The organism is Aeromonas sp. FDAARGOS 1405, from assembly GCF_019048265.1.
GTDB classification, from domain to species: domain Bacteria; phylum Pseudomonadota; class Gammaproteobacteria; order Enterobacterales; family Aeromonadaceae; genus Aeromonas; species Aeromonas veronii_A.
Genome location: NZ_CP077311.1, coordinates 3119847 through 3144215, shown reverse-complemented (window position 1 = coordinate 3144215; position 24369 = coordinate 3119847). Strand labels below are relative to the sequence as shown.

Genomic DNA, 24369 nt, shown 5'->3' with positions numbered 1-24369 from the left:
CTTACTCTCCTTTGGCTGCCAGCAGGGCAATGGCGGCGTTAACCTTGACGGTCTGTTGCTCGGCCTGACCACGCAGATATTTGATAGTGATCTCCCCGTTTTGCACCTCGGTTTCACCAAGGATCAGGGCGATTGCCGCACCGCTCTTGTCGGCACGCTTGAGTTGTTTCTTGAAGTTGCCACCGCCGCAGTGGCTCATGAGGCGCAGGTCAGGCAGGGCATCGCGCAGACGCTCGGCCAGCTGGAAGCCAGCCTGCTCGGTCCCCTCGCCCACCATCGCCAGATAAACATCCACCGCCGGGCGGATATCGGCGTTGAGCTCGAGGGTCTCCAGCATCAGCACCAGACGCTCCATGCCCATGGCAAAGCCCACGGCCGGGGTCGGTTGACCGCCCAACTGCTCTACCAGACCATCGTAGCGGCCACCGGCACAGACGGTGCCCTGGGCACCCAGACTGCTGGTGACCCACTCGAACACGGTCAGGTTGTAATAGTCAAGACCACGCACCAGACGCTCGTTCACTTCGTATTTGATCCCGGCAGACTCAAGCAGGCGCTTGAGCCCCTCGAAGTGGGCCAGGCTCTCTTCGCCCAGGTGATCGAACAGACGCGGGGCACCCGCCAGAATGGCCTGTACTTTTTCATCCTTGGAGTCGAGCACCCGCAACGGGTTGCTGTACATGCGGCGCTGGCTCTCTTCGTCCAGCTGGTCCTTGTACTGCTCCAGATAGGCTACCAGCGCATCACGGTATGCGGCACGCTCGGCACTCTGCCCCAGGGTGTTGAGCTGCAGGGTGACATGTTCGCTGATGCCAAACAGACGCCACAGGCGGTGGGTCAGCATGATCAGCTCCGCGTCAATGTCCGGCCCGTTGATGCCAAACAGCTCGACACCGAACTGGTGGAACTGGCGGTAACGGCCCTTCTGGGGACGCTCGTGACGGAACATGGGGCCCATGTACCACATCCGGCGTTCCTGGTTGTAAAGCAGACCGTGCTCTATACCGGCACGGACGCAGCTGGCGGTCCCTTCCGGACGCAGACTCAGGCTGTCGCCGTTGCGGTCTTCAAAGGTGTACATCTCTTTTTCGACCACGTCGGTCACTTCACCGATGGCGCGCTTGAACAGATGAGTCTGCTCGACAATCGGCATGCGCACTTCGCTGTAGCCATAGCTGGCAACGACCTGGCGCAGGATCTGTTCAACTTTCTGCCATACCGGGCTCTGCTCCGGCAGGCAATCATTCATACCGCGAATAGCTTGGATCTGTTTTGCCACGTTGATACTCGAGAAAAAGAGGTAAAATTTGGCCGCATTATAGTGAGTTTCCCCCCCGAGGTAAAATCAGGGAGTCCGGATGCGGGGTGTAAAATCAGTCACCTGGAAAGAGGGCCACCCCATGTGGCCCTGTTTCGCTCACTCCTTGTCCATCGGGATCCGGTTGGCCGGATCCAGCATGGCGGCGCGGGCACGAATGCGGCGCTCCAGAGTAGGAATGAGATCCTTGTTGTCGAGCCGATCGACCCGCTGGCCCCCCTCATAGAAGGCACTCTTGTTGGCGGCACCCGCCAGACCAAGGTCGGAAACCAGCGCTTCGCCCGGCCCGTTCACCACACAGCCGATGATGGAGACATCCATCGGGGTGATGATGTCTTCGAGCCGCTCTTCCAGAGCATTGACGGTGGCGATCACATCGAACTCCTGCCGTGAGCAGGATGGGCAAGCGATAAAGTTGATGCCACGGGAGCGAATACGCAGGGATTTGAGGATATCGAAACCGACCTTTACCTCCTCCACCGGATCCGCCGCCAGCGAGATACGCAGGGTATCGCCGATGCCATCGGTGAGCAACATACCCAGACCGATGGCAGACTTCACCGCGCCGGCACGGAAACCGCCCGCTTCGGTGATGCCAAGGTGCAGCGGCTGTTCAATCTGCTTGGCCAGCAGGCGATAGGCACCGACTGCCAGGAACACATCGGAGGCCTTGACGCTCACCTTGAAATCCTGGAAATCGAGGCGATCGAGATACTCCACGTGGCGCATGGCGGACTCCACCAGCGCCTCTGGGGTCGGCTCGCCGTACTTCTCCTGAATATCTTTCTCCAGCGACCCGCCATTGACCCCGATACGGATCGGGATATTGAGGTCGCGCGCGCAATCGACCACAGATCGCACCCGCTGCTCGTTGCCGATGTTGCCCGGGTTGATACGCAGGCAGTCGGCACCGTACTCGGCCACTTTCAGGGCGATGCGATAGTCGAAGTGGATATCGGCAACGATGGGGATGCGGGTTTGCTGTTTGATGAGCCGGAAGGCTTCCGCCGCTTCCATGGTGGGCACGGAGACACGGACGATATCGGCGCCGACCCGCTCGATCCGCTGGATCTGCTCGATGGTGGCGGCGACATCTGTGGTCTTGGTGTTGGTCATGGTCTGCACGGTAATGGGGGCATCGCCCCCAACCGGTACATTACCAACCATGATCTGTCTGGATTTACGACGAATGATGGGTGATTCGTGAGAAGACATGGGAAACAGATTACTCCTGCGGCAGTGAGAAGCGGGCTGTACGACCGTTGTTGTAACGGCTCATATCAAACGACTGACCCTTGTAGTCAAGCTTGACGGCCATGGGCGCGCCAATGATGAACTTCAGGGGCTCGGCGCCTTCCAGCACCAGCTCGTCGTTGGCCTTCTTCAGACCACTGAACAGGGTCTTGCCGTTGGCATCCTTCACATCCAGCCAGCAATCGGCGGTGAAGCTCATCTTCAGTTGCGGCGCAGTCGCCGGATCAACGACAGCCTCTTCAGATTCGGTGCCATTGGCGCCGGATACCGCAGCATCGGTCGCAGTGCCGACAGCCGCGCTGACATCGGTCGGGGCAACAGCCGCAGAAGCAGGCGCCAGGGTAGCAGTCGCATCGGAGACCACCGCGGGGGCAGTCACGTCAGTGGCGGCAGGTGCGATGGCAGCGCCTTCCACCGGGGCGGTGTTGATCGCATCGGGCTGCGTGATAGCCGGTTCAGCCGGAGTCGAACCGGTTGCACTCATCTCGGTGGCTGCCAGGGCCTCATCACCGGCGGAGCGGCGTGAAGTACTCTGCCACCACCAGGCGACCGAGAGCGCAATCAACACCAGAATAACCAGCCAGGTGACTACCTTGAGCCGATTGTCGTTGGCTTGCTGGCGAGAGCGACGGGAGAAGCTCTGCATGTCGATATTGTCGGGAGGAGTCAGACCCAGCTTGTCGTAAGCGGCCAGAATGGTCTCTTCCGGGATCCCGACCAACTTGGCATAGGTACGCAGATAGCCCCGAATAAAGGTATGGGACGTATGTTTGTCGTAGGTATCCGATTCGATGGCGGCGATCAGGGTCAGACGAAGGTGAATGCGGGACGCAACCTGTTCTCGTGTCCAGCCAAGCTGTTCACGGGCATTGCGCAGCAGCTGGCCTGGACCTGCTGCCTGGGAGTCGTCTTGTTGGAAATCGTGTGGCTGTTCAATAGTCATTGGCTAAATAACGCTTGGCTTGTTGCGAAGTGGGATATTGCCTTACCAGCTCAGTCCCGAATTGGTGAAGTAATGCCGGCTTGTCCATTGCCTGTGCCAATCTGAGTCTCAACCAGAGACTCTCCTCATTCTCGTCTGACACATCGGCAAAACGGGCGAGGTAGGACTGCACATCAGGCAGCTTGCCATCTTTCATGGAAAGCTCGGCCAAGTCCAGCAATAACCTTGGATTGCCCGGATTATACCCCAAGGCCAGGAGATAGTACTCGGTTGCTTTATCATTTCTGCGATTTTGCAGGGCACAAAGTGCCGCATTTTCATAGGTATCGGCAATCTTCACATAGCCTGGTTGAATAACAGCCTGGTTGAATGCCTTGTCTGCCTCATCATAACGGCCACGATCACAGAGGAAGGCGCCATAGTTGTTCATTGCGTCAGCATTGGACGGATCCATGGCAAGGGCGTTCTTGTAATGCTCTTCAGCCGCCTTGAAATCCCCCACCCTCTGGTAGAAGTAGGCAAAACCGATCTGCACTTGAGGATTGGAGGGGTCATACTGGAGGGCGCGATCAAGATTGAACTTGGCCTGCTCGGCATTGCCCTGACGCAGGTACTGGATACCCAGGTCGAGGCGGGTTTGGGCAGCCGCCTTGAGGTCAGGACCCACTTCACGCTGGGTCGAGTTCTGGCCAGCGTAAGTGGTCTCGGTCACACAGCCTGGCAGCGCGCAGAGCGCTGCCACTACGATCAATGTACGTGTATCCATTCCCTGTCTATACAATGGCTTAGCATTTAAACCATTTTGACGGAAATCCCATCCTGTTGCATCCGATTTTTGATAGTTCGCTTGGTACGGTCAATCACGTCACCCACCAGCTGACCACAGGCGGCATCGATGTCATCACCACGGGTCTTACGGACAATCACGGTGAAACCGTACTCCATCAGCACCTTGGAGAAGCGATCGATACGGCTGTTGCTCGGCTTGCCGTAAGGGTTGCCCGGGAAGGGGTTGAACGGGATCAGGTTGATCTTGCTCGGAGTGTCCTTGAGCACCTTGGCCAGCTCGTGCGCATGCTGCATATCGTCATTGATATGATCGAGCAGCACATACTCGACGGTTACCCGACCACCGTTGGCATTGGATTTGGCCAGGTAGCGACGGACACCGGCGAGGAACTCCTCGATGTTGTATTTGTCGTTGATCGGCATGATCTCTGAACGCAGCTTGTCGTTCGGGGCGTGCAGGGAGATAGCCAGCGCCACGTCGATCTGGTCGCCCAGCTTGTCCAGCGCAGGTACCACGCCAGAGGTGGAGATGGTCACCCGGCGCTTGGAGATGCCAAAGCCGTAGTCATCCATCATCAGACGCATGGCGGGCACCACGTTGGCGAGGTTGAGCAGCGGCTCGCCCATCCCCATCATCACCACGTTGGTGATGGGACGCTTGCCACCGACCACACGGGCAGCACGCCACACCTGACCGATGATCTCGGAGACTTTCAGATTGCGGTTGAAGCCTTGTTGAGCCGTGGAGCAGAACTTGCACTCCAGCGCACAGCCAACTTGAGAGGAGACGCAGAGGGTCGCGCGGTCATCTTCCGGGATGTAGACGGTCTCGACCTCCTGATCGCCCACCTGCAAGGCCCACTTGATGGTGCCATCGGCAGAGCGCTGCTCGCGGCTGATCTCGGGCGCCTTGATCTCGGCGATCGCCTTGAGGCGCTCTTTGAGCACCTTGTTGACGTTGGTCATCTGATCGAAATCATCACACCCAAAGTGATAGATCCACTTCATGACCTGATCTGCCCGGAATGGCTTCTCGCCCAGTTCGACGAAAAAGGCACGCATGGCATCCCGATCAAGATCCAGCAGGTTGATTTTTGTTTCGCTCATCAATGGCCTCAGTTCAAACACTTCATCAATTATTGGCTGACGACGTCAGGGGGCGGCATTGTACAAATAATGGGTCTGGCTTTCCACCTGGAGAATAGAGGGATATTGCGTAAACGGCGAAAACAACAAAGGGAGCCGAGGCTCCCTTGGGTCATCATCCACAAAAATCAGCCGCGCGGGCAGATCTCGTTGTCAGAGAAGAAGTAGGCAATTTCGCGGGCAGCGGATGCCGGTGCATCGGAGCCATGTACTGCGTTGCGATCGATGCTCTCGGCATAACAGGCACGCAAGGTACCAGCCAGCGCCTCTTTCGGGTTGGTAGCACCCATGATCTCGCGATTGCGACGGATAGCGTCTTCCCCTTCCAGCACCTGTACCATGACAGGGCCAGAGGTCATGAAGCTGACCAGATTGTCATAAAAAGGCTTGCCCTGATGCTCGGCATAGAAACCGGCAGCCTGTTCACTGCTCATGTGCAGCATTTTGGATGCCACCACTTTCAAGCCTGCGCTTTCGAAACGGCTATAGATGGCACCGATCAGGTTCTTGCTGACAGCATCCGGTTTAACGATAGAGAAGGTACGTTCGATGGCCATTGATATCTTTCCTTAACTACAGAGTTTTATTGTTAGAATCCATGTTCGCTGGCGATTATACGTAAACAAAAACCGGAAAAACACACAAACAAGCAACTTTTTATTAAACATCACTCCCTTGCAATCAACATCCACACTCATCTTGACCGAGCAGAGCCGGAAAATATGTGCGCTTGCGCACGATAGTTACCTTAAGCCGCCAAAACCCCATCTTTTGTTCACAATTCGAACAGCATGAAAAAGGCACCCGAAGGTGCCTTGTCTCGCCTATTTGGCTTCCGCCAGCAAGGCCCGCGCTATGGTGCGCATCCCCAGAGTATTAGCTCCCGGCGCCCAGAGGGCATCGCCGTTGTCACTGAAGCAGGCGGCCAGATCGATATGCAGCCAGCCCATCCCTTCGTTGGCAACGAAACGGGAGAGGAAACCCGCCGCGTTGGAGGCGCCACCCGGCCCGCCCCCCTTCACCGGACGGCTGTTGGCCGTGTCGGCGTAATGGGAAGGGCACTGCTGGCGGTGCCAGGGCTCCAGCGGCAACGGCCAGGCTGGCTCATGCTCGGCATCGGCATAGGTCATGGCCCGGCTTACCAGCCCTTTATCGAGGCCAAACAGAGCATTGTAGCGCCCACCCAGCGCCATCACGGCAGCACCAGTCAGAGTTGCGGCATCGATGATCAGCGGTGCGCCGGACTCGCTCGCCAGTTGCAGGCCATCGGCCAGCACCAGCCGCCCTTCGGCATCGGTATTCACAATCTCGACCGTGGTGCCGTTCTTGTAAGTGAGGATATCCCCCAGCTTGTAGGCGTGGCCGGAGACCAGGTTCTCGGCGCAGCAGAGAATAAGCTTCACCCGCTTGTCGAGCCCGCGCAGCATTGCAAGCGCCAGCGCACCGGTGACAATCGCCGCGCCCCCCATGTCACACTTCATGGTGAGCATCCCCTCGGAGCTCTTCATGGAGTAGCCGCCGGAGTCAAAGGTGATCCCCTTGCCCACCAGCGCTGCCGCTACCGGCGCCTTGGGGTCGCGCCCCGGATTGAAGTCAAGCTCCAGCAATACCGGCTCGCGCTCGCTGCCGCGGCCTACTTGGTAAAGGCCAACCCATCCCGCCTGTTGCAGCGCTTCGCCTTTCAAAATGCGATGACTCACCTTGTCCGGCGCCAGCTCGGTAATAAAGGAGGCCGCTTCCACCGCCAGCTCCAGCGGGCCCAACTGCTCCGGGGTGGCATTGGTCATCTCGCGCACCCAGCGGCCACAGAGCCAGCGCGCTTCCAGCTCCTCTCGGTCCTCTTCCGAGGACATGGCCCACTGCAGTTGCACCTCCGCCTTGGGGGTTTGCAGCCCTTGTGCAAATGCCCACTGCTGTTCACGCTCCCAATGACCAGCCAGGGTCACTTTCTGGATCCCTTGCAGGCAGAGGCGACGGGCCGCCTGCTGGATATCGAGCAGCGGATTGGCCGTCACCAGATGGATCACCATGCCGTCGGCACGGTGAGAGAGCAGCGCACCCTCCCCCCACTCGGCCGGTGCAAATTCACGACTTAACCAGACATTCATGCGGTCACCTCCTGCAGCCAGCGGGCGATGGTGCGCAGACCGTGCCCCTTGGCGCCGGTTGCCCAGAGATCGTTACCCGATTTCTGATAAGAGGCCGCCAGATCCAGGTGCACCCAACCCTTGCCCTCATCACGTACGAAACGGGAAAGGAACGCAGCAGCCGTGGTGGCACCGGCCGTGCCTTCGGCTGAGGCGACGTTGCCCAGATCGGCAAAGGCCGAGGTGAGCTGGCTGGCATGCCAGGGCTCCAGCGGCAGCGCCCACGCCTGCTCGTTTTCCACCTTGGCGGCGGCCAGTGCGCGCTGCTGCTCGGTCTCATCGAGGGCAAACACCGCATTGTAGTCGCGCCCCAGCGCCATCTTGGCGGCGCCGGTCAGGGTGGCTGCGTCAAGGATAAAAGCTGCACCGCTGTCGGAGGCCGCCATCAGGCCATCGGCCAGCACCAGACGCCCTTCCGCATCGGTGTTCTGGATCTCGACCGAAATGCCGTTTTTGTAGGTAAGGATGTCGCCCAGCTTGAAAGCGTGGCCGGAGACCAGGTTCTCGGCGCAGCAGAGAATGAGCTTCACCCGCTGGTTCAAACCGCGGCTGATGGCCAGCGCCAGCGCGCCGGTGACCATGGCGGCGCCGCCCATGTCGGACTTCATCGGCAGCATGTTGTCAGAGGACTTCATGGAGTAGCCGCCAGAATCAAAAGTGATCCCCTTGCCCACCAGCGCCGCCACCACGGGCGCATGGCGATCACCGGTCGGGTTGTAGTCTAGCTCCAGCAGCACAGGCTCGCGCTCGCTGCCACGGCCAACCGACCAGATCCCGATATGGCCAGACTCACGTAGCGCTTCACCGGCGGTGATGCGGGCAGTAACCTGATCCCCGGCCAGACCACGAATAAGCAACAGGGCCGATTCCGCCAGACTCATGGGGTAGATCTCTTCCGGACAGCCATTGGTGATGTCACGTACCCAGCGAGCAGCCTTGAGCAGCGCATTCAGTTCACGGGCGTCCGCGTCGCTCTGCTGGCCGAAATCCAGTTCACGGGCTCCCTTGGCGGCGTAGAACCCCTGGGCGAACGCGTAGCGACGCTCCAGATCCCACCCCTCTCCAGCCAGCGTCACCCGCTTGATCCCGCTCGATTCGAGGCGACGGGCAGCGCGCTGAACGGTGCGCAGGACATCCTTCTCCTGACCGGCGGCACCGAGATGGATCAGTGCCTCGTCGCCATTGAAACTGAGCTGGGCGCCCTCGCCCCAATAGGCAGCCGCAGCCTGGGTGGATAACGCTACCTTCATCATGTCAGCCATCGTGTTTGCTTCCTTTTTACTGGCACTATGTATAAGCACTCTTTATGGGAAAGAGCTTATTAGCAAAGAGAGAATAACGAATACAAAAAAGGCCGTGCCCCCGAGGGTCACGGCCTTCCACCATATCACTGAAGCACCACAGGATGCTGCACGTGCAATTCACTCATGTGTAATTAATGGCGTTCAGAGGCAAGGTTCAGGGTGTACTTGGGCAATTCCACCACCAGATCCTCGTCCGCCAGTTTTGCCTGGCAGCTGAGACGGGATTCCGGCTCCAACCCCCACGCCTTGTCCAGCATGTCGTCTTCCAGCTCGTCGCTTGGCTCGAGCGAGTCAAAGCCCTCGCGCACCACGCAGTGGCAGGTAGTGCAGGCACAGGATTTCTCGCAGGCGTGCTCGATTTCGATACCGTTGCGCAGCGCCACATCCAGAATGGTCTCGCCGCTTTGCCCCTCGAGGGCGGCGCCATCCGGACAGAGTACGGGATGAGGAAGAATGATCAGTTTTGGCATATTACACCTTGTTGACGTTTTGTCCGGTCAGCACCTTGCGGATGGAGGCGTCCATCCGGCGGGCTGCAAACTCGCCACTGACAGCATCGGCTGCCTCAATGGCTTCTTTGATTTGATGGGTTGCGCCGCTGTTGCGCATGGTCAGCAGATGGGCGATGGCGGCATCAATCTCGGCACGCTCGGCAGCATTGAGCAGGGCATCGCCATCAGCGGCCAGCGCGGCATTGAGACTCTCGACCACCCGGTCGGCTTCAACCTGCTGCTCGGCCAGCATGCGGGCATCCATATCCTGCTGGGCGTTCTCGATGGAGGCGCTCAGCATGTTGAGGATATCCTGCTCCGCCAGCCCGTAAGAGGGCTTAACCTGGATCTCGGCCTGCACGCCGGAGGATTTCTCCATGGCGCTGACCGAGAGCAGACCATCCGCATCCACCTGGAAGGTAACGCGAATATGGGCGGCGCCGGCGGCCATCGGCGGAATGCCGGTCAGGGTAAAGCGGGCCAGGGAGCGGCAATCGGCCACCAGTTCGCGTTCACCCTGTACCACGTGAATGGCCATGGCGGTCTGACCATCCTTGAAGGTGGTGAACTCCTGGGCACGGGCCACCGGAATGGTGGTGTTGCGCGGGATCACTTTCTCGGCGAGGCCACCCATGGTCTCCAGACCCAGCGACAAGGGGATAACGTCCAGCAGCAGCATCTCGGCATCAGGCTTGTTGCCCACCAGAATATCGGCCTGGATGGCGGCGCCGATGGCGACCACTTTATCCGGATCGATGCTGGTCAGCGGCGTACGCTGGAAGAACTCGCCCACCAGTTCACGCACCAACGGCACCCGGGTGGAGCCACCGACCATCACCACTTCCAGCACTTCCACCTGCTCAAGGCCCGCATCGCGCAGGGCGCGGCGACAGGCCAGCAAGGTCCGTTTCACCAGCGGGGTGATGAGTTCATCAAACTGGCTGCGGCTCACTGAACCCTGCCAGCCGGCAAAGGTGCAGGGAACGCTGTCGGTATCGGTGAGGCCGTGCTTGACGGCCGCGGCCACATCCAGCAGCTCGCGCTGCAGATGGGCATCCAGCTCACCGGAGAGGCCCGCTTGCTCCTTGATCCAGTCCGCCAGCAGGTGATCAAAATCATCACCGCCGAGGGCGGAATCGCCGCCGGTCGCCATCACTTCAAACACACCGCGGTGCAGACGCAGGATGGAGATATCGAAGGTGCCGCCCCCCAGATCGTAAACCGCGATCACCCCTTCCTGACCGGAGTCAAGGCCATAGGCAATCGCGGCCGCGGTCGGCTCGTTGAGCAGACGCAGTACGTGCAGACCGGCCAGACGGGCCGCATCCTTGGTCCCCTGACGCTGGGCATCATCGAAATAGGCGGGCACGGTAATGACCACGCCATCGAGATCGCCCCCGAGAGTCTGGGCGCCACGCTCGGCCAGCTTTTTGAGGATTTCGGCCGAGACCTGCACCGGATTGACCAGCCCCTGACGGGTTTGCAGTTGCGGCATGCCATTGTCGGCGGCAACAAACTGGTAAGGCTGCTGGCGGGTATCGATATCGGCCAGCGCCTTGCCCATCATCCGTTTGACCGAGACGATGGTGTTGTGAGGATCGAGCGCCGCTTCGCGCTTGGCATCAATCCCGACTCGAATGGCGTCGCTTTGATAGTGCACCACTGACGGGAGCAGGTCGTGCCCTTGCTCATCGCAAAGGGTATCGGCGTGACCACTGCGAACCGCAGCGACGAGAGAGTTGGTGGTGCCGAGATCGATCCCGACGGCACGTTTGTGCTGATGAGGAACAGCGCTCTGGCCGGGTTCGGCGATTTGCAGTAATGCCATGGGTAATGAAACTTCCAGCGTTAAAGGATCAAGACTCGAGAAGCGAGTCTTCGAATCGTTCCAGCTCTTCAAGGAGCTTGTCGACAAACTTGAGTTTGCGAACGCAATCAGCGGCAACGAGATCTCTGCCGGCGGCAAGAGACTCGGTCAGCTGCTGCATCAACATCTGGTGATCATGCCTGATCTCGCTGCGAAAATCCTTGATGGCGCGCTCAGGGTCTGCGTCATCTTTCAGATCGGCCAGACGCTCGCGCCACTCCAGCTGCTGCATCAGAAACGCGGTATCTTGCAGAGTCTGCTGTTCACCACGGATATCGGTGCCACGCAGGGAGAGCAGATATTCTGCACGGCGCAGCGGCGCCTTGAGGGTGGTGAATGCTTCGTTGATCTGGGCGGCACGTTGCACCGCAGCCAGCTGCTCCCGTTCGGGGGCGGTGGCAAAACGATCAGGATGGAATTGGGTTTGCAGCTGGCGGTAGGTATCAGCCAACTGACGGGTATCGAGCTCGAAGCCTTCAACCAGCCCAAACAGCTCGAAATGATTCATGCAAACCTCTTGGAAACGTTCGCCACAACCTCACTCGCCCCTGGCAAATGAGATGTGGTTGAACGGGTCATGGGCGACCCGCTCAACCACAGACGAAGGATCATTGACGTCAAACATCTCAGACACTGAAGCTTTCGCCGCAACCACACTCGCCTTTGGCGTTGGGATTATTGAACTGGAAGCCCTCGTTGAGGCCCTCCTTGACGAAATCCAGCTCGGTGCCATCCAGATGGATCAGGCTCTTGGCATCAACAATAATCTTGACGCCCTGCTGCTCGAACACCTGATCCTCATCGGTCAGTTCATCAACGAACTCAAGCACGTAGGCAAGACCGGAGCAGCCTGTGGTTTTGACGCCGAGGCGCAGGCCAATGCCCTTGCCCCGGTTAGCCAGAAAAGAGGAAACCCGTGCCGCGGCGGCATCTGTCATGGTAATAGCCATACTGCTCTCCGGCGCTTAGAGACCTTTCTTCTGCTTGTAATCGGCGATGGCGGCCTTGATGGCGTCCTCAGCCAGAATGGAGCAGTGGATCTTCACCGGTGGCAGGGCCAACTCTTCAGCGATATCTGTGTTCTTGATGCCAGCCGCTTCGTCCAGGGTCTTGCCCTTGACCCATTCGGTCACCAGGGAGCTGGAGGCGATGGCGGAACCGCAGCCGTAGGTCTTGAACTTGGCATCTTCGATGATGCCTTCGTCGCTGATCTTCAGTTGCAGCTTCATCACGTCGCCACAGGCGGGCGCACCGACCATGCCGGTTGCAACGCTGGGATCATTCTTGTCGAAACCACCGACGTTGCGAGGATTCTCGTAGTGGTCGATTACTTTTTCACTGTAAGCCATATCTCACTCCTGCTAATTCTGTTGCTCACTGACCAGATAGATCAGTGATGAGCCCATTCGACCGTGTTCAGATCGACGCCGTCTTTGTACATCTCCCACAGAGGGGACATCTCACGCAGACGACCGATGGAGTCACGAATAAGCTTGACCGCGTAGTCAATCTCTTCCTCGGTGGTGAAGCGACCCATGCTGAAACGGATGGAGCTGTGTGCCAGCTCGTCGTTCAGACCCAGTGCGCGCAGCACATAGGAAGGTTCCAGGCTGGCGGAGGTACAGGCCGAACCGGAAGAGACTGCCAAATCTTTCAGCGCCATGATGAGGGATTCCCCTTCCACATAGGCAAAGCTGACGTTGAGGTTGCCCGGAACACGTTGCTCCAGATCGCCATTGATGTAGACGGCTTCAATGTCCTTGATGCCATTCCACAGACGCTGGCGCAGTGCCAAGATACGCTCGCCTTCACTCACCATCTCTTCTTTGGCGATGCGGAAAGCTTCGCCCATCCCGACGATCTGGTGGGTCGGCAGAGTACCGGAACGCATGCCGCGCTCGTGGCCGCCACCGTGCATCTGGGCTTCCAGACGAACGCGGGGTTTGCGGCGAACAAACAGTGCACCGATCCCTTTCGGACCGTACACCTTGTGCGCTGAGACGGAGAGAAGGTCCACTTTCAGTGCTTCCACATCTACCGGGATCTTGCCCACACTCTGAACGGCATCCACGTGCAGCAGGATCTTGCGGGAACGGCACAACTCGCCGATGGCGGCAATGTTCTGAACCACGCCGATTTCGTTGTTCACATGCATGATGCTGACCAGGATGGTGTCATCACGCATGGCATTCTCGATCATCTCGATAGTGAACAGGCCGTTGGGCATCGGCTCAAGATAGGTCACCTCGAACCCTTCACGCTCCAGCTGGCGACAGGTATCGAGCACCGCCTTGTGTTCGGTCTTGGAGGTGATGATGTGCTTGCCCTTGCTGGCATAGAAGTGGGCAACACCCTTGATGGCCAGGTTATTGGATTCGGTAGCACCGGAAGTGAAGACGATCTCGCGGGGATCGGCACCGATCAGATCTGCCACTTGATTACGGGCCAGATCCACCGCCTCTTCGGCTTGCCAGCCAAAGCGGTGAGAACGGGAAGCCGGATTGCCGAACAGGCCATCCATGGTGAGACACTGCATCATTTTTTCTGCGACACGCGGGTCCACCGGACAGGTTGCCGAATAATCAAGGTAAATAGGCAGTTTCATGTTTTTCTCCGTCACAGTCCGGGTCATACAGAGTCCCGCTGTGGAAAGCACGTTTATAGTTGGACTTTCAAGCTCACATCGCCGTGTTCTGCCCGATCAACCAGGGACAACACGGTCTTCATTTGTTCATCTTGCTTGCCGGCAATGCGGCGCACATCGGCCTGGCGTACCAGCTCGGCCAGCGTGATATCCCCGAGGAAACTGGAGATCCGCTCACTCAGATCACGCCACAGGGAGTGCGTCAGACACTGGGTACCGCCGTGGCAGCCGCCCTTGCCGAGACACTTGGTGGCATCGACCGACTCATCGACCGCGGTGATCACCTGACCAACCGAAATCTCGCCTGGGGCCAACCCGAGGCGATAACCACCACCCGGGCCACGCACGCTGCTCACCAGACCATGTTTGCGCAGGCGGGCAAAGAGCTGCTCGAGATAGGACAACGAGATGCCCTGGCGCTCGGAAATATCGGCAAGGGGGACGGGCCCCTGCTCTGCATGCAGCGCCACGTCGAGCATGGCGGTTACAGCGTAACGTCCTTTTGAAGTCAGTCTCATGTGCCTTACCGTCTTGCGAAGCAATTTAATGGGGCACATGGTCACATACCCGACCAAATCAGTCAAGTATATGGTTGAGTAAATCAGTCGGATTAATCCGGTACGCGCGCTTTCTGCACCGAGGTCAGAATACCGCGCAGAATGTTGAGCTCCGCCGCTTCCGGCCGAGCCCGATTGAACAGGCGACGCAGCTTGCTCATTACATGACCCGGATGGTCATCGGCAATAAAACCGGTCTTCATCAGGGTTTGTTCCAGGTGCTGATAGAACCCTTCCAGCTGGGCGGCACTCGGATAGGCCATCTCATCTTCAGGCTCGGCGGCCTGCCCCTGCAGCCAGCGCATCCGCACTTCGTAACAGAGGGTCTGCACCGCCATGGCCAGATTGAGAGAGCTGTAATCAGGATTGGCCGGAATGGCCACGTGGTAGTGGCACTTTTGCAATTCGTCGTTGGTGAGACCGGTGCGTTCACGGCCAAACACCAGCGCGACCGGGTGCTGCATCCCCTCAACCACCGACTTTTCGCCGGCCTCACGGGGATCGAGCATGGGCCAGCTCAGGGTTCGAGAACGGGCGCTGGTGCCAATCACCAGACCACAATCGGCGATCGCGTCATCCAGAGTCGGGACGATACGGGCATTGGCAAGCACATCGCTGGCACCAGCCGCCAGGGCGAAGGCATTGTCATCCGGCAAGGCTTGCGGATCAACCAATACCAGCTGGGCCAACCCCATGGTCTTCATGGCGCGTGCCGCAGACCCCATGTTGCCGGTATGAGAGGTGTTTACCAAAACGATACGAATCTGATCCAACATGCCCAGTCATTCTTCAGTCAAAAATGGCGCGCAATTGTAACATAAGAGAACACCATGTTGGCACCGTAAAAGCCGAGCCATTTCAGAACAAAACCACCTGTTTGTATAACAAACCAGCATGAGGGAAGCGAGAGGGGGGGACTAAACTTGATGGATATCCGATAAACGGCACAGGAGACACAACGCCATGCTTCCTCCCTTTATCTATGAGAGATTGCCCAGCCTCTACCTGCTGGCAGCCATTGCCATTATTACGTTGAGTGAACAGCCCCTGCTCTGGTTTGCTGGCGCCTTGCTGTTTATCGCCGGAGCGGTGACCTGGATGATGCGCTCCAGCTACCGACGTACCGATCTGATTATCTTTCCGAGCAAACGCTGGCTACAGCCGGAGTGGCTGTATGAAGCGCAACCCTTTATCTGGCTGGCTGCGGGGCTGGCCATGTCACAGCTGCCCGCCCCTGCGGCACTCATCGCCTTGGTGCCCTGTCTGTGGGCCTGTCGTTGCCTCTGGGCACGGCACCATTATCGTCGCCATGCCCATGGGGTGATTGTCCACTTAAGACGGGATCCCGCCCGGCGCCGTCCGCACCGGAGCCTGCGCTGACTCGGTACGGGCGCGTTCGATAAACGTCGCCAGATCCATCAGGGGATACTTCATCAGGCTTGGCAAGCCATCGAGATCCAGACTGTCCATCAAGTTTTTCACCTCAAGACCCAGTTCGGTATCCCCTTCTATCTTCAGCTTGCGCTGGAAAAAAAGCGAATCCGGATCCTCTTTGCGACCAGCGATGAGGATCAGGTCGTTGGCGGTACCGCTGAAGCAGACATCGGCCTTGTCACACTCGCGAGCTACCACCAGCTGGCCATTCTGCTCACTGATAAACCAGCACAGCTCCAGATCAGAGACTTCGACTTTCAGCCACTTGTCTGCCAGAAACTCGAAATCGCCATCTTCGATAGCCTCTTTGAATACCCGGGCCAGCAAACTCTCCATCAGCTGCTTTTGCAGATTGAAGGGAACCAGCTTGAGGGGATGGCGCAAGAAGCGCGGAGCCTGTTCGACCAGGCGGCGTTGCAGTTGTTGAAACACGATAGACTCCCTTTTTTTGCGCATTCAAACACAGGGAGAGTGGCAAGATCCTGTTGGAAATCAAACTTGTGCAGGGTTACCTCAAGAAGGGTAAAGCCACATAAAGCTGCCTCAGGTCAAAAAGCGGGAGTGCATGGCTGCATACAATCAGGGCTCGTTTGCCCTTCATATGCACTCTCGGAGCGTACCAATGGAATTACTCTGTCCGGCAGGCAGTTTGCCGGCACTGAAAACCGCCGTGGATAACGGGGCCGATGCCGTTTATATCGGTTTCAAGGATGACACCAATGCACGCCACTTTGCCGGTCTCAACTTTACCGACAGCAAACTGGAGAAGGCGGTAGATTATGTGCATCAACATGGTCGCAAGCTGCATATTGCCATCAATACCTTTGCCCATCCCGGGGCCGATACTCGATGGAAACAGGCGGTTGATCGCGGGGTGGCCCTCGGCGCCGATGCGTTAATCATCGCCGATCTCGCCGTGCTGGAATATGCCAGCCGCCACTACCCCAAGATGGAACTCCATGTCTCGGTGCAGGCCAGCGCCACCAATGCCGCCGCCATTCGCTTCTATCAGCAGCAATTCAATGTCACACGGGTGGTGCTGCCCCGGGTGCTCTCCATGCATCAGGTCAAGCAGCTGGCCCGCGAGACCGATGTTGGCCTTGAGGTATTCGCCTTTGGCAGCCTCTGCATCATGGCCGAGGGGCGCTGCTATCTCTCTTCCTACATGACTGGCGAGAGCCCCAACACCGTCGGCGCCTGCTCACCGGCCAAGTTCGTCCGTTGGGAAGAGACCCCGAATGGCCTCGAGTCGCGACTCAACGAAGTGCTGATCGACCGCTATGGCCCGGGCGAAAATGCTGGTTACCCGACCCTGTGCAAGGGGCGTTTCGACGTGGATGGCCAGACCTACCACGCGCTGGAAGAGCCCACCAGTCTCAACACTCTGGGTCTCTTGCCCGAGCTGTTCAAGACCGGGATCCAGTCGGTCAAGATTGAAGGGCGCCAACGCAGCCCTGCTTATGTGGAGCAAGTGACCCGGGTCTGGCGTGCGGCCATCGATGCCTATCAGGCCAATCCCGAAGCCTATCAGGTCAAAGCCGAGTGGGATGCCCAGCTCGCACGCGTCTCCGAAGGTAGCCAGACTACCCTCGGCGCCTACCATCGTCAGTGGCAATAAGGAGTCCACCCATGCAATTTTCTCTCGGGCCCCTGCTCTTCTACTGGCCCAAGGCCGATACCGAAGCCTTTTACCATGCCGCCGCCGACAGTCAGGCCGACATCATCTATCTGGGGGAGACCGTTTGCAGCAAGCGGCGCGAACTCAAAGTCGATGACTGGATTGCACTGGCCCGTCAGGTGGCCAACTCCGGCAAGCAGGTGGTGCTCTCGACCCTCGCCCTTATCTCCGCCCCTTCCGAGCTCAAGGAGGTGAAGCGGCTGGTCGACAATGGCGATCTGATGGTCGAAGCCAACGATCTAGGTACGGTGCAACTCGCCAGGGAGGCAGGGATCCCCTTCGTCTGTGGTCCCGCCATCAACGCCTATAACGCCGATGTGCTGCGCATGTTGCTCAAACAGGGGATGAAACGCTGGGTCATGCCGGTGGAGCTCTCCCGTGACTGGCTGATCCAGCTCAATCAGGATCTGGGTCCCCTGCGCGACCAATTTGAGGTGGAGGTGTTTGCCTACGGCCATCTGCCGCTCGCCTATTCGGCGCGCTGCTTCACCGCCCGCTCCCTCGACAAGCCCAAGGACAACTGCGAGCTCGCCTGCATCAACTACCCCACCGGACGACTGGCCAACAGCCGCGAGGGGGAGCGGGTGTTCAATCTCAACGGGATCCAGACCCAGTCCGGCTACTGCTACAACCTGGGTAACGAGCTGGCTGGTATGGAAGGTCTGGTAGATGTGGTCAGGCTTTCGCCGCAAGGGATGGAGACGCTGGAGATGCTGGCCCGCTTCAAAGCCAACCGGCAGGGCCAGGCTCCCCTCTCCTTGCAGCAAGGAAGCGATTGCAACGGCTACTGGCGCCAGATCCCCGGTATGAGCCTGGTGGAATAAGCCCAAGGGCAAAACATAAGATAATAGCGATCAAAAGGGGGCCATTAGGCCCCCCTTTCTAATCACTCATGTCGATAGTGACTTACTTGGCGCCATGCTGCTCCGCCAGATAGAGCCAGGTATCGACCACTGTATCGGGGTTGAGCGACACCGAGTCAATCCCCTGCTCCACCAGCCAGGCGGCAAAGTCAGGGTGATCGGATGGCCCCTGACCGCAGATCCCCACGTACTTGCCCGCCTTGCGCGCGGCCTGAATCGCCATCGACAGCAGTGCCTTGACCGCCTCGTTGCGCTCGTCGAACAGGTGGGCAATCAGCCCCGAGTCCCGATCCAGCCCAAGGGTGAGCTGGGTCATGTCGTTGGAACCGATGGAGAAACCGTCCACGTGCTCGAGGAACTTGTCTGCCAACAGGGCATTGCTCGGGATCTCGCACATCATGATCACCTTGAGCCCCCGCTCGCCGCGGCGCAGACCGTTCTCGGCCAGGATGTCGATCACCTGCTCCGCCTCGCCCACGGTGCGCACGAAGGGGATCATCACCTCGACGTTGGTCAATCCCATCACATCGCGCACCCGCTTGATCGCCTCGCACTCGAGGGCAAAGCAGGGGCGGAAGCTGTCGGCGATGTAGCGGGATGCGCCACGAAAACCGATCATCGGGTTCTCCTCGTGGGGCTCGTAGCCACGACCGCCAACCAGATTGGCGTACTCGTTGGACTTGAAATCCGACATCCGCACGATCACCCGCTCCGGCCAGAAGGCGGCGCCCAGAGTGGCGATCCCCTCGGTCAGCTTGGCCACATAGAACTCCCGCGGGCTGTCGTAACCGGCGATCATCTTGCCGATGGTGGCCTTGAGCTCTGGCGTTTGCTGGTCAAACTCCAGCAAGGCCTTGGGGTGCACCCCGATCATCCGGTTGATGATGAATTCAAGGCGCGCCAGCCCTACCCCGGCATTGGGCAACTGGGCAAAGTCGAAAGCGCGGTCCGGGTTGCCGACGTTCATCATGATCTTGATGGGCAGGCGCGGCATATTGCCCACCTCGGTCACCGCCACGTCGAAGTCCAGCTCGCCGTCATAGATAAAACCGGTATCCCCTTCCGCGCAGGAGACGGTGATCCGCTGGCCCGGCTGAATATGATCGGTAGCGTTGCCACAGCCCACAACTGCCGGAATGCCCAGCTCGCGGGCGATAATGGCGGCGTGACAGGTGCGGCCACCCCGGTTGGTGACGATGGCGGAAGCCCGCTTCATGATGGGCTCCCAGTCCGGGTCGGTCATGTCGGTGACCAGCACGTCGCCGGGTTGCACTTCGTCCATCTGGCTGATGGAGGAGATGACCCGCGCCGGACCCGCGCCAATCTTGTGGCCGATGGCCCGCCCCTCGATCAACACCTTGCCCGCTTGCTTGAGGGCAAAACGCTCGAGGGCGTTGGCCTCCTGACGGCTGCGCACGGTTTCCGGGCGGGCCTGCACTATGTAGAGCTGGCCATCCTGACCATCCTTGGCCCACTCGATATCCATCGGGCGGCCATAGTGCTGCTCAATGATGAGGGCCTGTTTCGCCAGCGCCATCACCTCCTCATCGCTGATGCAGAAGCGGCTACGCTCGGCCTCATTGGTGTCGACAATCTTCACCTGACGGCCGTGACCGGCATCGTCAGAGTAAGTCATCTTGATAAGCTTGGAGCCGAGGGTCTTGCGCACCACCGCCGGGCGGCCCCCCTTGAGGGTCGGCTTGTGCACATAGAATTCATCCGGGTTGACCGCTCCCTGCACTACCATCTCGCCAAGACCATGGGCCCCGGTGATAAAGACCACGTCGTTGAAGCCGGACTCGGTATCCAGAGTAAACATGACGCCGGAGGCGGCGAGATCCGAGCGCACCATCCGCTGTACCCCGGCCGAGAGGGCAACGCCCTTGTGGTCATAGCCCTGATGCACCCGATAGGAGATAGCGCGATCGTTGAACAGGGAAGCAAACACATGCTTGACCGCCGTCATGACGGCATCGATGCCACGTACGTTGAGGAAGGTCTCCTGCTGACCGGCAAAGGAGGCGTCCGGCATATCTTCGGCGGTGGCGGAGGAGCGCACCGCAAACGAGGCCTCGACACCGGCACTCAACTTTTCATAGGCAACCCGGATAGCCTGCTCCAGCTCGGGCTGGAACGGCGCTTCTATCACCCAGTCGCGGATCTGCTGACCGGCCCGGTTGAGGGCGGCGATATCGTCCACGTCGAGATTGTCGAGCAGATGGTGGATCTTGCCGTTGAGGCCGCTTGACTCCAGAAACTCGTTAAACGCAAAGGCGGTGGTGGCAAAGCCCCCCGGCACGGATACGCCGGCGCCAGAGAGGTTGCTGATCATCTCGCCAAGGGATGCGTTCTTGCCGCCAACTCGTTCTACGTCCTGCATTCCGAGTTGTTCGTACCAGAGCACGTACTGTTGCACTTGGATGTCTCCAGGTTGGTGGGCACCGATGCCATAGCACCTCGTGCGCCCGATTTAATCGATGAGGTTATGGGTAAGTCAGGTGCGTTATTGTCTGTTTCTTTTGTTGCCAACGATCATGAAAACGTTTTCTACTGGTTTTCAAAAAAATCCCCGAGCAAGCGTTGGGGATGGTCGAATGACCGGAACATTCTACAATGGCGACACAAAAAGATAACGATTCAGGTTTGCAAGCCACTTCACAACTTGGGCACAGCAGACCGGTTGACAAAACTGGTATGGTTTCGGGAGATACTTCTCACCCCTTACCCCATGCGACCCCACCCGCGGTATCACAGGAGCCCTACGTGCACACCGTATTTTATGTTTCAGACGGCACCGCCATCACCGCCGAAGTGTTCGGCCACGCGGTACTGAGCCAGTTTCCGCTGGCCTTCGAGCAGATCACTATCCCCTTTGTGGAGACACTGGAGAAAGCCCGTCAGGTACGGATGCGGATCGACGAGCAGTTTCGCCAGACTGGGGTACGCCCCATTCTGTTTCACACCATCGTCGACCCGCTGGTACGGGAAGAGGTATTGAAATCGGAAGCGTGCGGCCACGACTTTCTCAATACCTTCGTCAGCCCGCTGGAGCAGGAGCTGGGGGTAAAAGCCGAGCCCCGCCTCCACCGCACCCACGGTATGGAGAATCGCAAGCTCTATGACGATCGCATCGAGGCGGTCAACTTTGCGCTGGCCAACGACGATGGCATCACCACCAAAGAGTACGATGAGGCGGACATCATCCTGATCGGGGTCTCCCGCTGCGGCAAGACCCCCACCAGCCTCTATCTGGCGCTGCAGTTCGGCATTCGTGCCGCCAACTACCCCTTTATCGAGCAGGACATGGGGATGCTGGAGCTGCCCGCCCCCCTCAAGGCCAACCGTCACAAGCTGTTTGGCCTCACCATAGCGCCGCAGCGGCTGCACGAGATCCGTAACCAGCGCCGCGCTAACAGCCGCTACTCCTCCATCGAACAGTGCGAGCAAGAGCTGGCCTGCGTGGAAAGGCTGTTTCGCCAGGAGGCGATACGCTTCCTGGATACCAGCTCCCACTCGGTGGAGGAGATCAGCGCCAAGGTTCTCGAGGCGACCGGTCTGCGCCGCCAGCTCTGTTAATCCAGCTTGACAGATATCGGCATCAACAAAAGATAAAAGTTACAGTGTCTCGGCGAAAGTCAGCTGTTGCTAACTGCAATTCACATAGATGACAGTGAAAAGCATGGATAAAAAAGGGATAAGCACCACAAATGCTTATCCCTCTTCTTGTCGACCTTGCCGTTGTGCCCTTGTCACCCGCTGCCAGTTAGCTGCTATTCGATTCCGTTCTGCTGCGCTCGGCAAACAGCCAGCGTTAACTAACGATTGAGCTCAGGGTTGTTCATCAACCGGGAATAGAAGGCCAGCAAACCGTGGCGCAGGCGAACCCGCTCCGCCAGCCAGCCGCCAACGAGCGCCCCCGTTACCCCACCAACCAGCAACAGCGGCTGCCAGTAGTGCAGCAACTCCTGATCACCGAGTAACAGCCAACCCAGCAGCATGGTGGCGACCACCAGCAACAGCAGCGGACTGGCAGCTATCGCCAGCCAGAGCGTCACCAGCACTCCCCGGGCAACCCCTTGTTGCAGCACGCTTTCGCGTTCCCTGTGCTCCAACTCCCTGCACTCTTCCCTGTACTCTCGCTTGTTTGGCATCATTTGCATCCATTTGTGGCTTGGTACCACCAAAACAAACCAACAAGACAAAATGTCAATAAAACAGAATTCGATTGCACAAATATCAACCAAAAACTACCAAGAAGCCTCTTCAGATCATGAAAAAGCTGCCTTTGGTACAAAACACGGCCATTAGAGATGGAAAACAGGTGCATTCATGGCGGATTATCACTATTCTGCTTCGGTTGCCAGCCAACACTAAAAATTGAAAATGGCATGGCGTAACGAAATAAATACAGCTTTCGTCAGGTTTTGGCTACGCACTGCGGCCTGCTCAGGATGAGCCCAACACCGACCAGAGACAACAGAGACGTAAGGACAGACCCATGGATTTGAAACAAGACGGTGAGGAGCTGAAGCGCGGCCTTAAAAACCGCCACATTCAGTTGATTGCTTTGGGCGGCGCCATCGGCACCGGCCTCTTTCTGGGCATTGCCCAAACCATCAAGATGGCAGGCCCCTCAGTCCTGCTGGGGTATGCCATCGGCGGCTTTATCGCCTTCCTGATCATGCGCCAGCTCGGTGAAATGGTGGTGGAAGAGCCGGTAGCTGGCTCCTTCAGCCACTTTGCCTACAAATACTGGGGCGAGTTTGCCGGTTTTGCGTCCGGCTGGAACTACTGGGTGCTCTACGTGCTGGTGAGCATGGCCGAGCTGACCGCAGTGGGCATCTATGTCCAGTACTGGTGGCCCGAGATCCCGACCTGGATGTCGGCAGCCTTCTTCTTCGTGCTGATCAACGCCATCAACCTCTCCAACGTCAAAGCGTTTGGCGAAATGGAGTTCTGGTTCGCCATCATCAAGGTGGTCGCCATTATCGGCATGATTGGCTTTGGCGGCTATCTGCTCCTCTCCGGTGCCGGCGGCCCCGAGGCGAGCGTCACCAACCTGTGGGCTCAGGGCGGTTTCTTCCCCAACGGCATCAGCGGTCTGGTGATGGCGATGGCGGTGATCATGTTCTCCTTTGGCGGTCTGGAGCTGGTTGGTATTACCGCCGCCGAAGCGGACAATCCCGAGAAGAGCATTCCCAAGGCCACCAATCAGGTGATCTACCGCATCCTCATCTTCTACATCGGTGCTCTGGCTATCCTGATGTCCCTCTACCCCTGGGGTAAAGTGGTGGAAGGCGGCAGCCCGTTTGTGATGATTTTCCACGCACTGGACAGCAATCTGGTCGCCACCGTACTCAACATCGTGGTGCTGACGGCGGCACTGTCGGTCTACAACAGCTGCGTCTACTGCAACAGCCGGATGCTGTTCGGTCTGGCCAAACAGGGCAACGGCCCGAAAACCCTGCTCAAGACCAACAAGAGCGGCGTGCCGCTGGTTGCCCTCTCGGTCTCGGCCATCGCCACCCTGCTCTGCGTGCTGATCAACTACCTGATGCCGGGCAAGGCGTTCGGCCTGCTGATGGCCCTGGTGGTCTCCGCACTGGTGATCAACTGGGCGATGATCAGCCTCGCGCACCTCAAGTTCCGCAAGGCCAAGGTCGCAGAGGGCGTCCAGCCCAAGTTCAAGGCGTTCTGGTATCCCTTCGGCAACTATCTCTGCCTCGCGTTCATGGCCGGTATTCTGGTGATCATGTATATGACCCCCGATTTCCGCATCTCGGTCGAACTTATCCCCGCCTGGCTGGTGGTACTGGGCATTGGCTTTGTCATCAAGCGCAAGGGACAAGCTCAAAGCAAGGTTGCAGCCAATCTGGGTTAATGCCCGCAGTTGAGAAAAACAATGCAAAACGCCGATCGCATGATCGGCGTTTT

General features: G+C 58.6%; 24 protein-coding genes. 5 read left to right on the top strand and 19 right to left on the bottom strand.

The window, feature by feature from the left end; genetic code table 11:
* Position 1 precedes the first annotated feature (1 nt).
* The 16 genes from hisS to trmJ all read right to left on the bottom strand — a co-directional run bounded on the left by hisS (position 2) and on the right by trmJ (position 15236).
* A complete protein-coding gene (hisS, locus tag I6L35_RS14635; protein WP_216978563.1) occupies positions 2 to 1279 on the bottom strand; it encodes a histidine--tRNA ligase in 1278 nt (425 codons plus the stop codon).
* A gap of 138 nt (positions 1280 to 1417) precedes the next feature.
* Complete coding sequence (gene ispG, locus I6L35_RS14630; RefSeq protein ID WP_216978562.1) at positions 1418 to 2533, bottom strand: flavodoxin-dependent (E)-4-hydroxy-3-methylbut-2-enyl-diphosphate synthase; 1116 nt, start codon at positions 2531 to 2533, stop codon at positions 1418 to 1420.
* 10 nt (positions 2534 to 2543) lie between these two features.
* The gene (rodZ, locus tag I6L35_RS14625; RefSeq protein ID WP_216978561.1) at positions 2544 to 3515 is read right to left on the bottom strand and encodes a cytoskeleton protein RodZ; all 972 of its coding nucleotides are present in this window, start codon (positions 3513 to 3515) and stop codon (positions 2544 to 2546) included.
* Complete coding sequence (gene tapF, locus I6L35_RS14620) at positions 3505 to 4296, bottom strand: type IV pilus biogenesis/stability protein PilW (RefSeq protein WP_216953941.1); 792 nt, start codon at positions 4294 to 4296, stop codon at positions 3505 to 3507. Before tapF ends, rodZ begins: the two co-directional genes overlap by 11 nt.
* Positions 4297 to 4307: 11 nt before the next feature.
* The gene (locus tag I6L35_RS14615) at positions 4308 to 5411 is read right to left on the bottom strand and encodes a bifunctional tRNA (adenosine(37)-C2)-methyltransferase TrmG/ribosomal RNA large subunit methyltransferase RlmN (RefSeq protein WP_005344856.1); all 1104 of its coding nucleotides are present in this window, start codon (positions 5409 to 5411) and stop codon (positions 4308 to 4310) included.
* Positions 5412 to 5578: 167 nt separating this feature from the next.
* Positions 5579 to 6007, bottom strand: a complete 429-nt coding sequence (ndk, locus tag I6L35_RS14610; RefSeq protein WP_005333805.1) for a nucleoside-diphosphate kinase — start codon at positions 6005 to 6007, stop codon at positions 5579 to 5581.
* Positions 6008 to 6274: 267 nt separating this feature from the next.
* On the bottom strand, positions 6275 to 7558 hold the full coding sequence (gene pepB / locus I6L35_RS14605) for an aminopeptidase PepB (protein ID WP_216978560.1): 1284 nt from the start codon (positions 7556 to 7558) through the stop codon (positions 6275 to 6277).
* Positions 7555 to 8859: an aminopeptidase PepB gene (gene pepB / locus I6L35_RS14600; RefSeq protein WP_216978559.1), complete on the bottom strand. Its 1305-nt coding sequence runs from the start codon at positions 8857 to 8859 to the stop codon at positions 7555 to 7557. Before pepB (I6L35_RS14600) ends, pepB (I6L35_RS14605) begins: the two co-directional genes overlap by 4 nt.
* Positions 8860 to 9032: 173 nt before the next feature.
* Positions 9033 to 9371: an ISC system 2Fe-2S type ferredoxin gene (fdx, locus tag I6L35_RS14595; protein ID WP_005333808.1), complete on the bottom strand. Its 339-nt coding sequence runs from the start codon at positions 9369 to 9371 to the stop codon at positions 9033 to 9035.
* A 1-nt stretch (position 9372) separates the two neighbouring features.
* Positions 9373 to 11220: a Fe-S protein assembly chaperone HscA gene (gene hscA, locus I6L35_RS14590; protein ID WP_216978558.1), complete on the bottom strand. Its 1848-nt coding sequence runs from the start codon at positions 11218 to 11220 to the stop codon at positions 9373 to 9375.
* A 28-nt stretch (positions 11221 to 11248) separates the two neighbouring features.
* Positions 11249 to 11767: a co-chaperone HscB gene (hscB, locus tag I6L35_RS14585; protein WP_005351031.1), complete on the bottom strand. Its 519-nt coding sequence runs from the start codon at positions 11765 to 11767 to the stop codon at positions 11249 to 11251.
* A gap of 118 nt (positions 11768 to 11885) precedes the next feature.
* Entirely contained in the window at positions 11886 to 12209 is a 324-nt protein-coding gene (iscA, locus tag I6L35_RS14580; RefSeq protein WP_005333812.1) for an iron-sulfur cluster assembly protein IscA, read from the bottom strand.
* Positions 12210 to 12224: 15 nt separating this feature from the next.
* Positions 12225 to 12608 carry a Fe-S cluster assembly scaffold IscU gene (iscU, locus tag I6L35_RS14575; RefSeq protein ID WP_005333813.1) on the bottom strand — a complete coding sequence of 128 codons (384 nt, stop codon included), beginning with the start codon at positions 12606 to 12608 and terminating at the stop codon, positions 12225 to 12227.
* Positions 12609 to 12649: 41 nt separating this feature from the next.
* On the bottom strand, positions 12650 to 13864 hold the full coding sequence (locus tag I6L35_RS14570; RefSeq protein WP_013723838.1) for an IscS subfamily cysteine desulfurase: 1215 nt from the start codon (positions 13862 to 13864) through the stop codon (positions 12650 to 12652).
* A 53-nt stretch (positions 13865 to 13917) separates the two neighbouring features.
* Positions 13918 to 14421, bottom strand: a complete 504-nt coding sequence (gene iscR, locus I6L35_RS14565; RefSeq protein ID WP_026035025.1) for a Fe-S cluster assembly transcriptional regulator IscR — start codon at positions 14419 to 14421, stop codon at positions 13918 to 13920.
* A gap of 92 nt (positions 14422 to 14513) precedes the next feature.
* Positions 14514 to 15236 (bottom strand): tRNA (cytosine(32)/uridine(32)-2'-O)-methyltransferase TrmJ, encoded by a 723-nt coding sequence (gene trmJ / locus I6L35_RS14560; RefSeq protein ID WP_216978557.1) that lies wholly within the window; start codon positions 15234 to 15236, stop codon positions 14514 to 14516.
* 187 nt (positions 15237 to 15423) lie between these two features.
* Here trmJ and I6L35_RS14555 point away from each other — a divergent pair, with 187 nt between their 5' ends.
* Positions 15424 to 15840, top strand: coding sequence for a hypothetical protein (locus I6L35_RS14555; RefSeq protein ID WP_167569481.1), 417 nt, complete (start codon positions 15424 to 15426; stop codon positions 15838 to 15840).
* On the opposite strand, the gene I6L35_RS14550 is transcribed toward I6L35_RS14555, so the two are convergent.
* Positions 15793 to 16326, bottom strand: coding sequence for an SCP2 domain-containing protein (locus I6L35_RS14550; protein WP_076491774.1), 534 nt, complete (start codon positions 16324 to 16326; stop codon positions 15793 to 15795). The genes I6L35_RS14555 and I6L35_RS14550 overlap by 48 nt on opposite strands.
* 190 nt (positions 16327 to 16516) lie before the next feature.
* Between I6L35_RS14550 and I6L35_RS14545 the strand changes: the two genes are divergently transcribed.
* Both I6L35_RS14545 and I6L35_RS14540 read left to right on the top strand, forming a co-directional pair.
* Positions 16517 to 17512 (top strand): peptidase U32 family protein, encoded by a 996-nt coding sequence (locus I6L35_RS14545; protein WP_216978556.1) that lies wholly within the window; start codon positions 16517 to 16519, stop codon positions 17510 to 17512.
* Between the two features lie 11 nt (positions 17513 to 17523).
* Positions 17524 to 18396 (top strand): U32 family peptidase, encoded by an 873-nt coding sequence (locus tag I6L35_RS14540; RefSeq protein WP_216978555.1) that lies wholly within the window; start codon positions 17524 to 17526, stop codon positions 18394 to 18396.
* A gap of 82 nt (positions 18397 to 18478) precedes the next feature.
* On the opposite strand, the gene ppsA is transcribed toward I6L35_RS14540, so the two are convergent.
* Positions 18479 to 20851, bottom strand: coding sequence for a phosphoenolpyruvate synthase (gene ppsA / locus I6L35_RS14535; protein WP_216978554.1), 2373 nt, complete (start codon positions 20849 to 20851; stop codon positions 18479 to 18481).
* A 347-nt stretch (positions 20852 to 21198) separates the two neighbouring features.
* Between ppsA and I6L35_RS14530 the strand changes: the two genes are divergently transcribed.
* On the top strand, positions 21199 to 22011 hold the full coding sequence (locus tag I6L35_RS14530) for a pyruvate, water dikinase regulatory protein (RefSeq protein WP_005344832.1): 813 nt from the start codon (positions 21199 to 21201) through the stop codon (positions 22009 to 22011).
* A gap of 239 nt (positions 22012 to 22250) precedes the next feature.
* On the opposite strand, the gene I6L35_RS14525 is transcribed toward I6L35_RS14530, so the two are convergent.
* Positions 22251 to 22547 (bottom strand): hypothetical protein, encoded by a 297-nt coding sequence (locus I6L35_RS14525; RefSeq protein WP_254204466.1) that lies wholly within the window; start codon positions 22545 to 22547, stop codon positions 22251 to 22253.
* Between the two features lie 386 nt (positions 22548 to 22933).
* Here I6L35_RS14525 and I6L35_RS14520 point away from each other — a divergent pair, with 386 nt between their 5' ends.
* Complete coding sequence (locus I6L35_RS14520; RefSeq protein WP_216978553.1) at positions 22934 to 24316, top strand: amino acid permease; 1383 nt, start codon at positions 22934 to 22936, stop codon at positions 24314 to 24316.
* The last annotated feature ends 53 nt before the right edge of the window (positions 24317 to 24369 follow it).

What these genes read in the sequence shown, in the direction of transcription:
- I6L35_RS14540 (WP_216978555.1), top strand. Translation starts at nt 17,524, where the DNA reads ATGCAATTTTCTCTCGGGCCCCTGCTCTTCTACTGGCCCAAGGCCGAT.
- I6L35_RS14615 (WP_005344856.1), bottom strand. Translation starts at nt 5,411, where the DNA reads ATGAGCGAAACAAAAATCAACCTGCTGGATCTTGATCGGGATGCCATG.
- rodZ (WP_216978561.1), bottom strand. Translation starts at nt 3,515, where the DNA reads ATGACTATTGAACAGCCACACGATTTCCAACAAGACGACTCCCAGGCA.
- ispG (WP_216978562.1), bottom strand. Translation starts at nt 2,533, where the DNA reads ATGTCTTCTCACGAATCACCCATCATTCGTCGTAAATCCAGACAGATC.
- iscR (WP_026035025.1), bottom strand. Translation starts at nt 14,421, where the DNA reads ATGAGACTGACTTCAAAAGGACGTTACGCTGTAACCGCCATGCTCGAC.
- trmJ (WP_216978557.1), bottom strand. Translation starts at nt 15,236, where the DNA reads ATGTTGGATCAGATTCGTATCGTTTTGGTAAACACCTCTCATACCGGC.
- I6L35_RS14545 (WP_216978556.1), top strand. Translation starts at nt 16,517, where the DNA reads ATGGAATTACTCTGTCCGGCAGGCAGTTTGCCGGCACTGAAAACCGCC.
- fdx (WP_005333808.1), bottom strand. Translation starts at nt 9,371, where the DNA reads ATGCCAAAACTGATCATTCTTCCTCATCCCGTACTCTGTCCGGATGGC.
- I6L35_RS14520 (WP_216978553.1), top strand. Translation starts at nt 22,934, where the DNA reads ATGGATTTGAAACAAGACGGTGAGGAGCTGAAGCGCGGCCTTAAAAAC.
- pepB (WP_216978560.1), bottom strand. Translation starts at nt 7,558, where the DNA reads ATGAATGTCTGGTTAAGTCGTGAATTTGCACCGGCCGAGTGGGGGGAG.
- hscA (WP_216978558.1), bottom strand. Translation starts at nt 11,220, where the DNA reads ATGGCATTACTGCAAATCGCCGAACCCGGCCAGAGCGCTGTTCCTCAT.
- iscU (WP_005333813.1), bottom strand. Translation starts at nt 12,608, where the DNA reads ATGGCTTACAGTGAAAAAGTAATCGACCACTACGAGAATCCTCGCAAC.
- hscB (WP_005351031.1), bottom strand. Translation starts at nt 11,767, where the DNA reads ATGAATCATTTCGAGCTGTTTGGGCTGGTTGAAGGCTTCGAGCTCGAT.
- pepB (WP_216978559.1), bottom strand. Translation starts at nt 8,859, where the DNA reads ATGGCTGACATGATGAAGGTAGCGTTATCCACCCAGGCTGCGGCTGCC.
- iscA (WP_005333812.1), bottom strand. Translation starts at nt 12,209, where the DNA reads ATGGCTATTACCATGACAGATGCCGCCGCGGCACGGGTTTCCTCTTTT.
- I6L35_RS14570 (WP_013723838.1), bottom strand. Translation starts at nt 13,864, where the DNA reads ATGAAACTGCCTATTTACCTTGATTATTCGGCAACCTGTCCGGTGGAC.
- ndk (WP_005333805.1), bottom strand. Translation starts at nt 6,007, where the DNA reads ATGGCCATCGAACGTACCTTCTCTATCGTTAAACCGGATGCTGTCAGC.
- I6L35_RS14555 (WP_167569481.1), top strand. Translation starts at nt 15,424, where the DNA reads ATGCTTCCTCCCTTTATCTATGAGAGATTGCCCAGCCTCTACCTGCTG.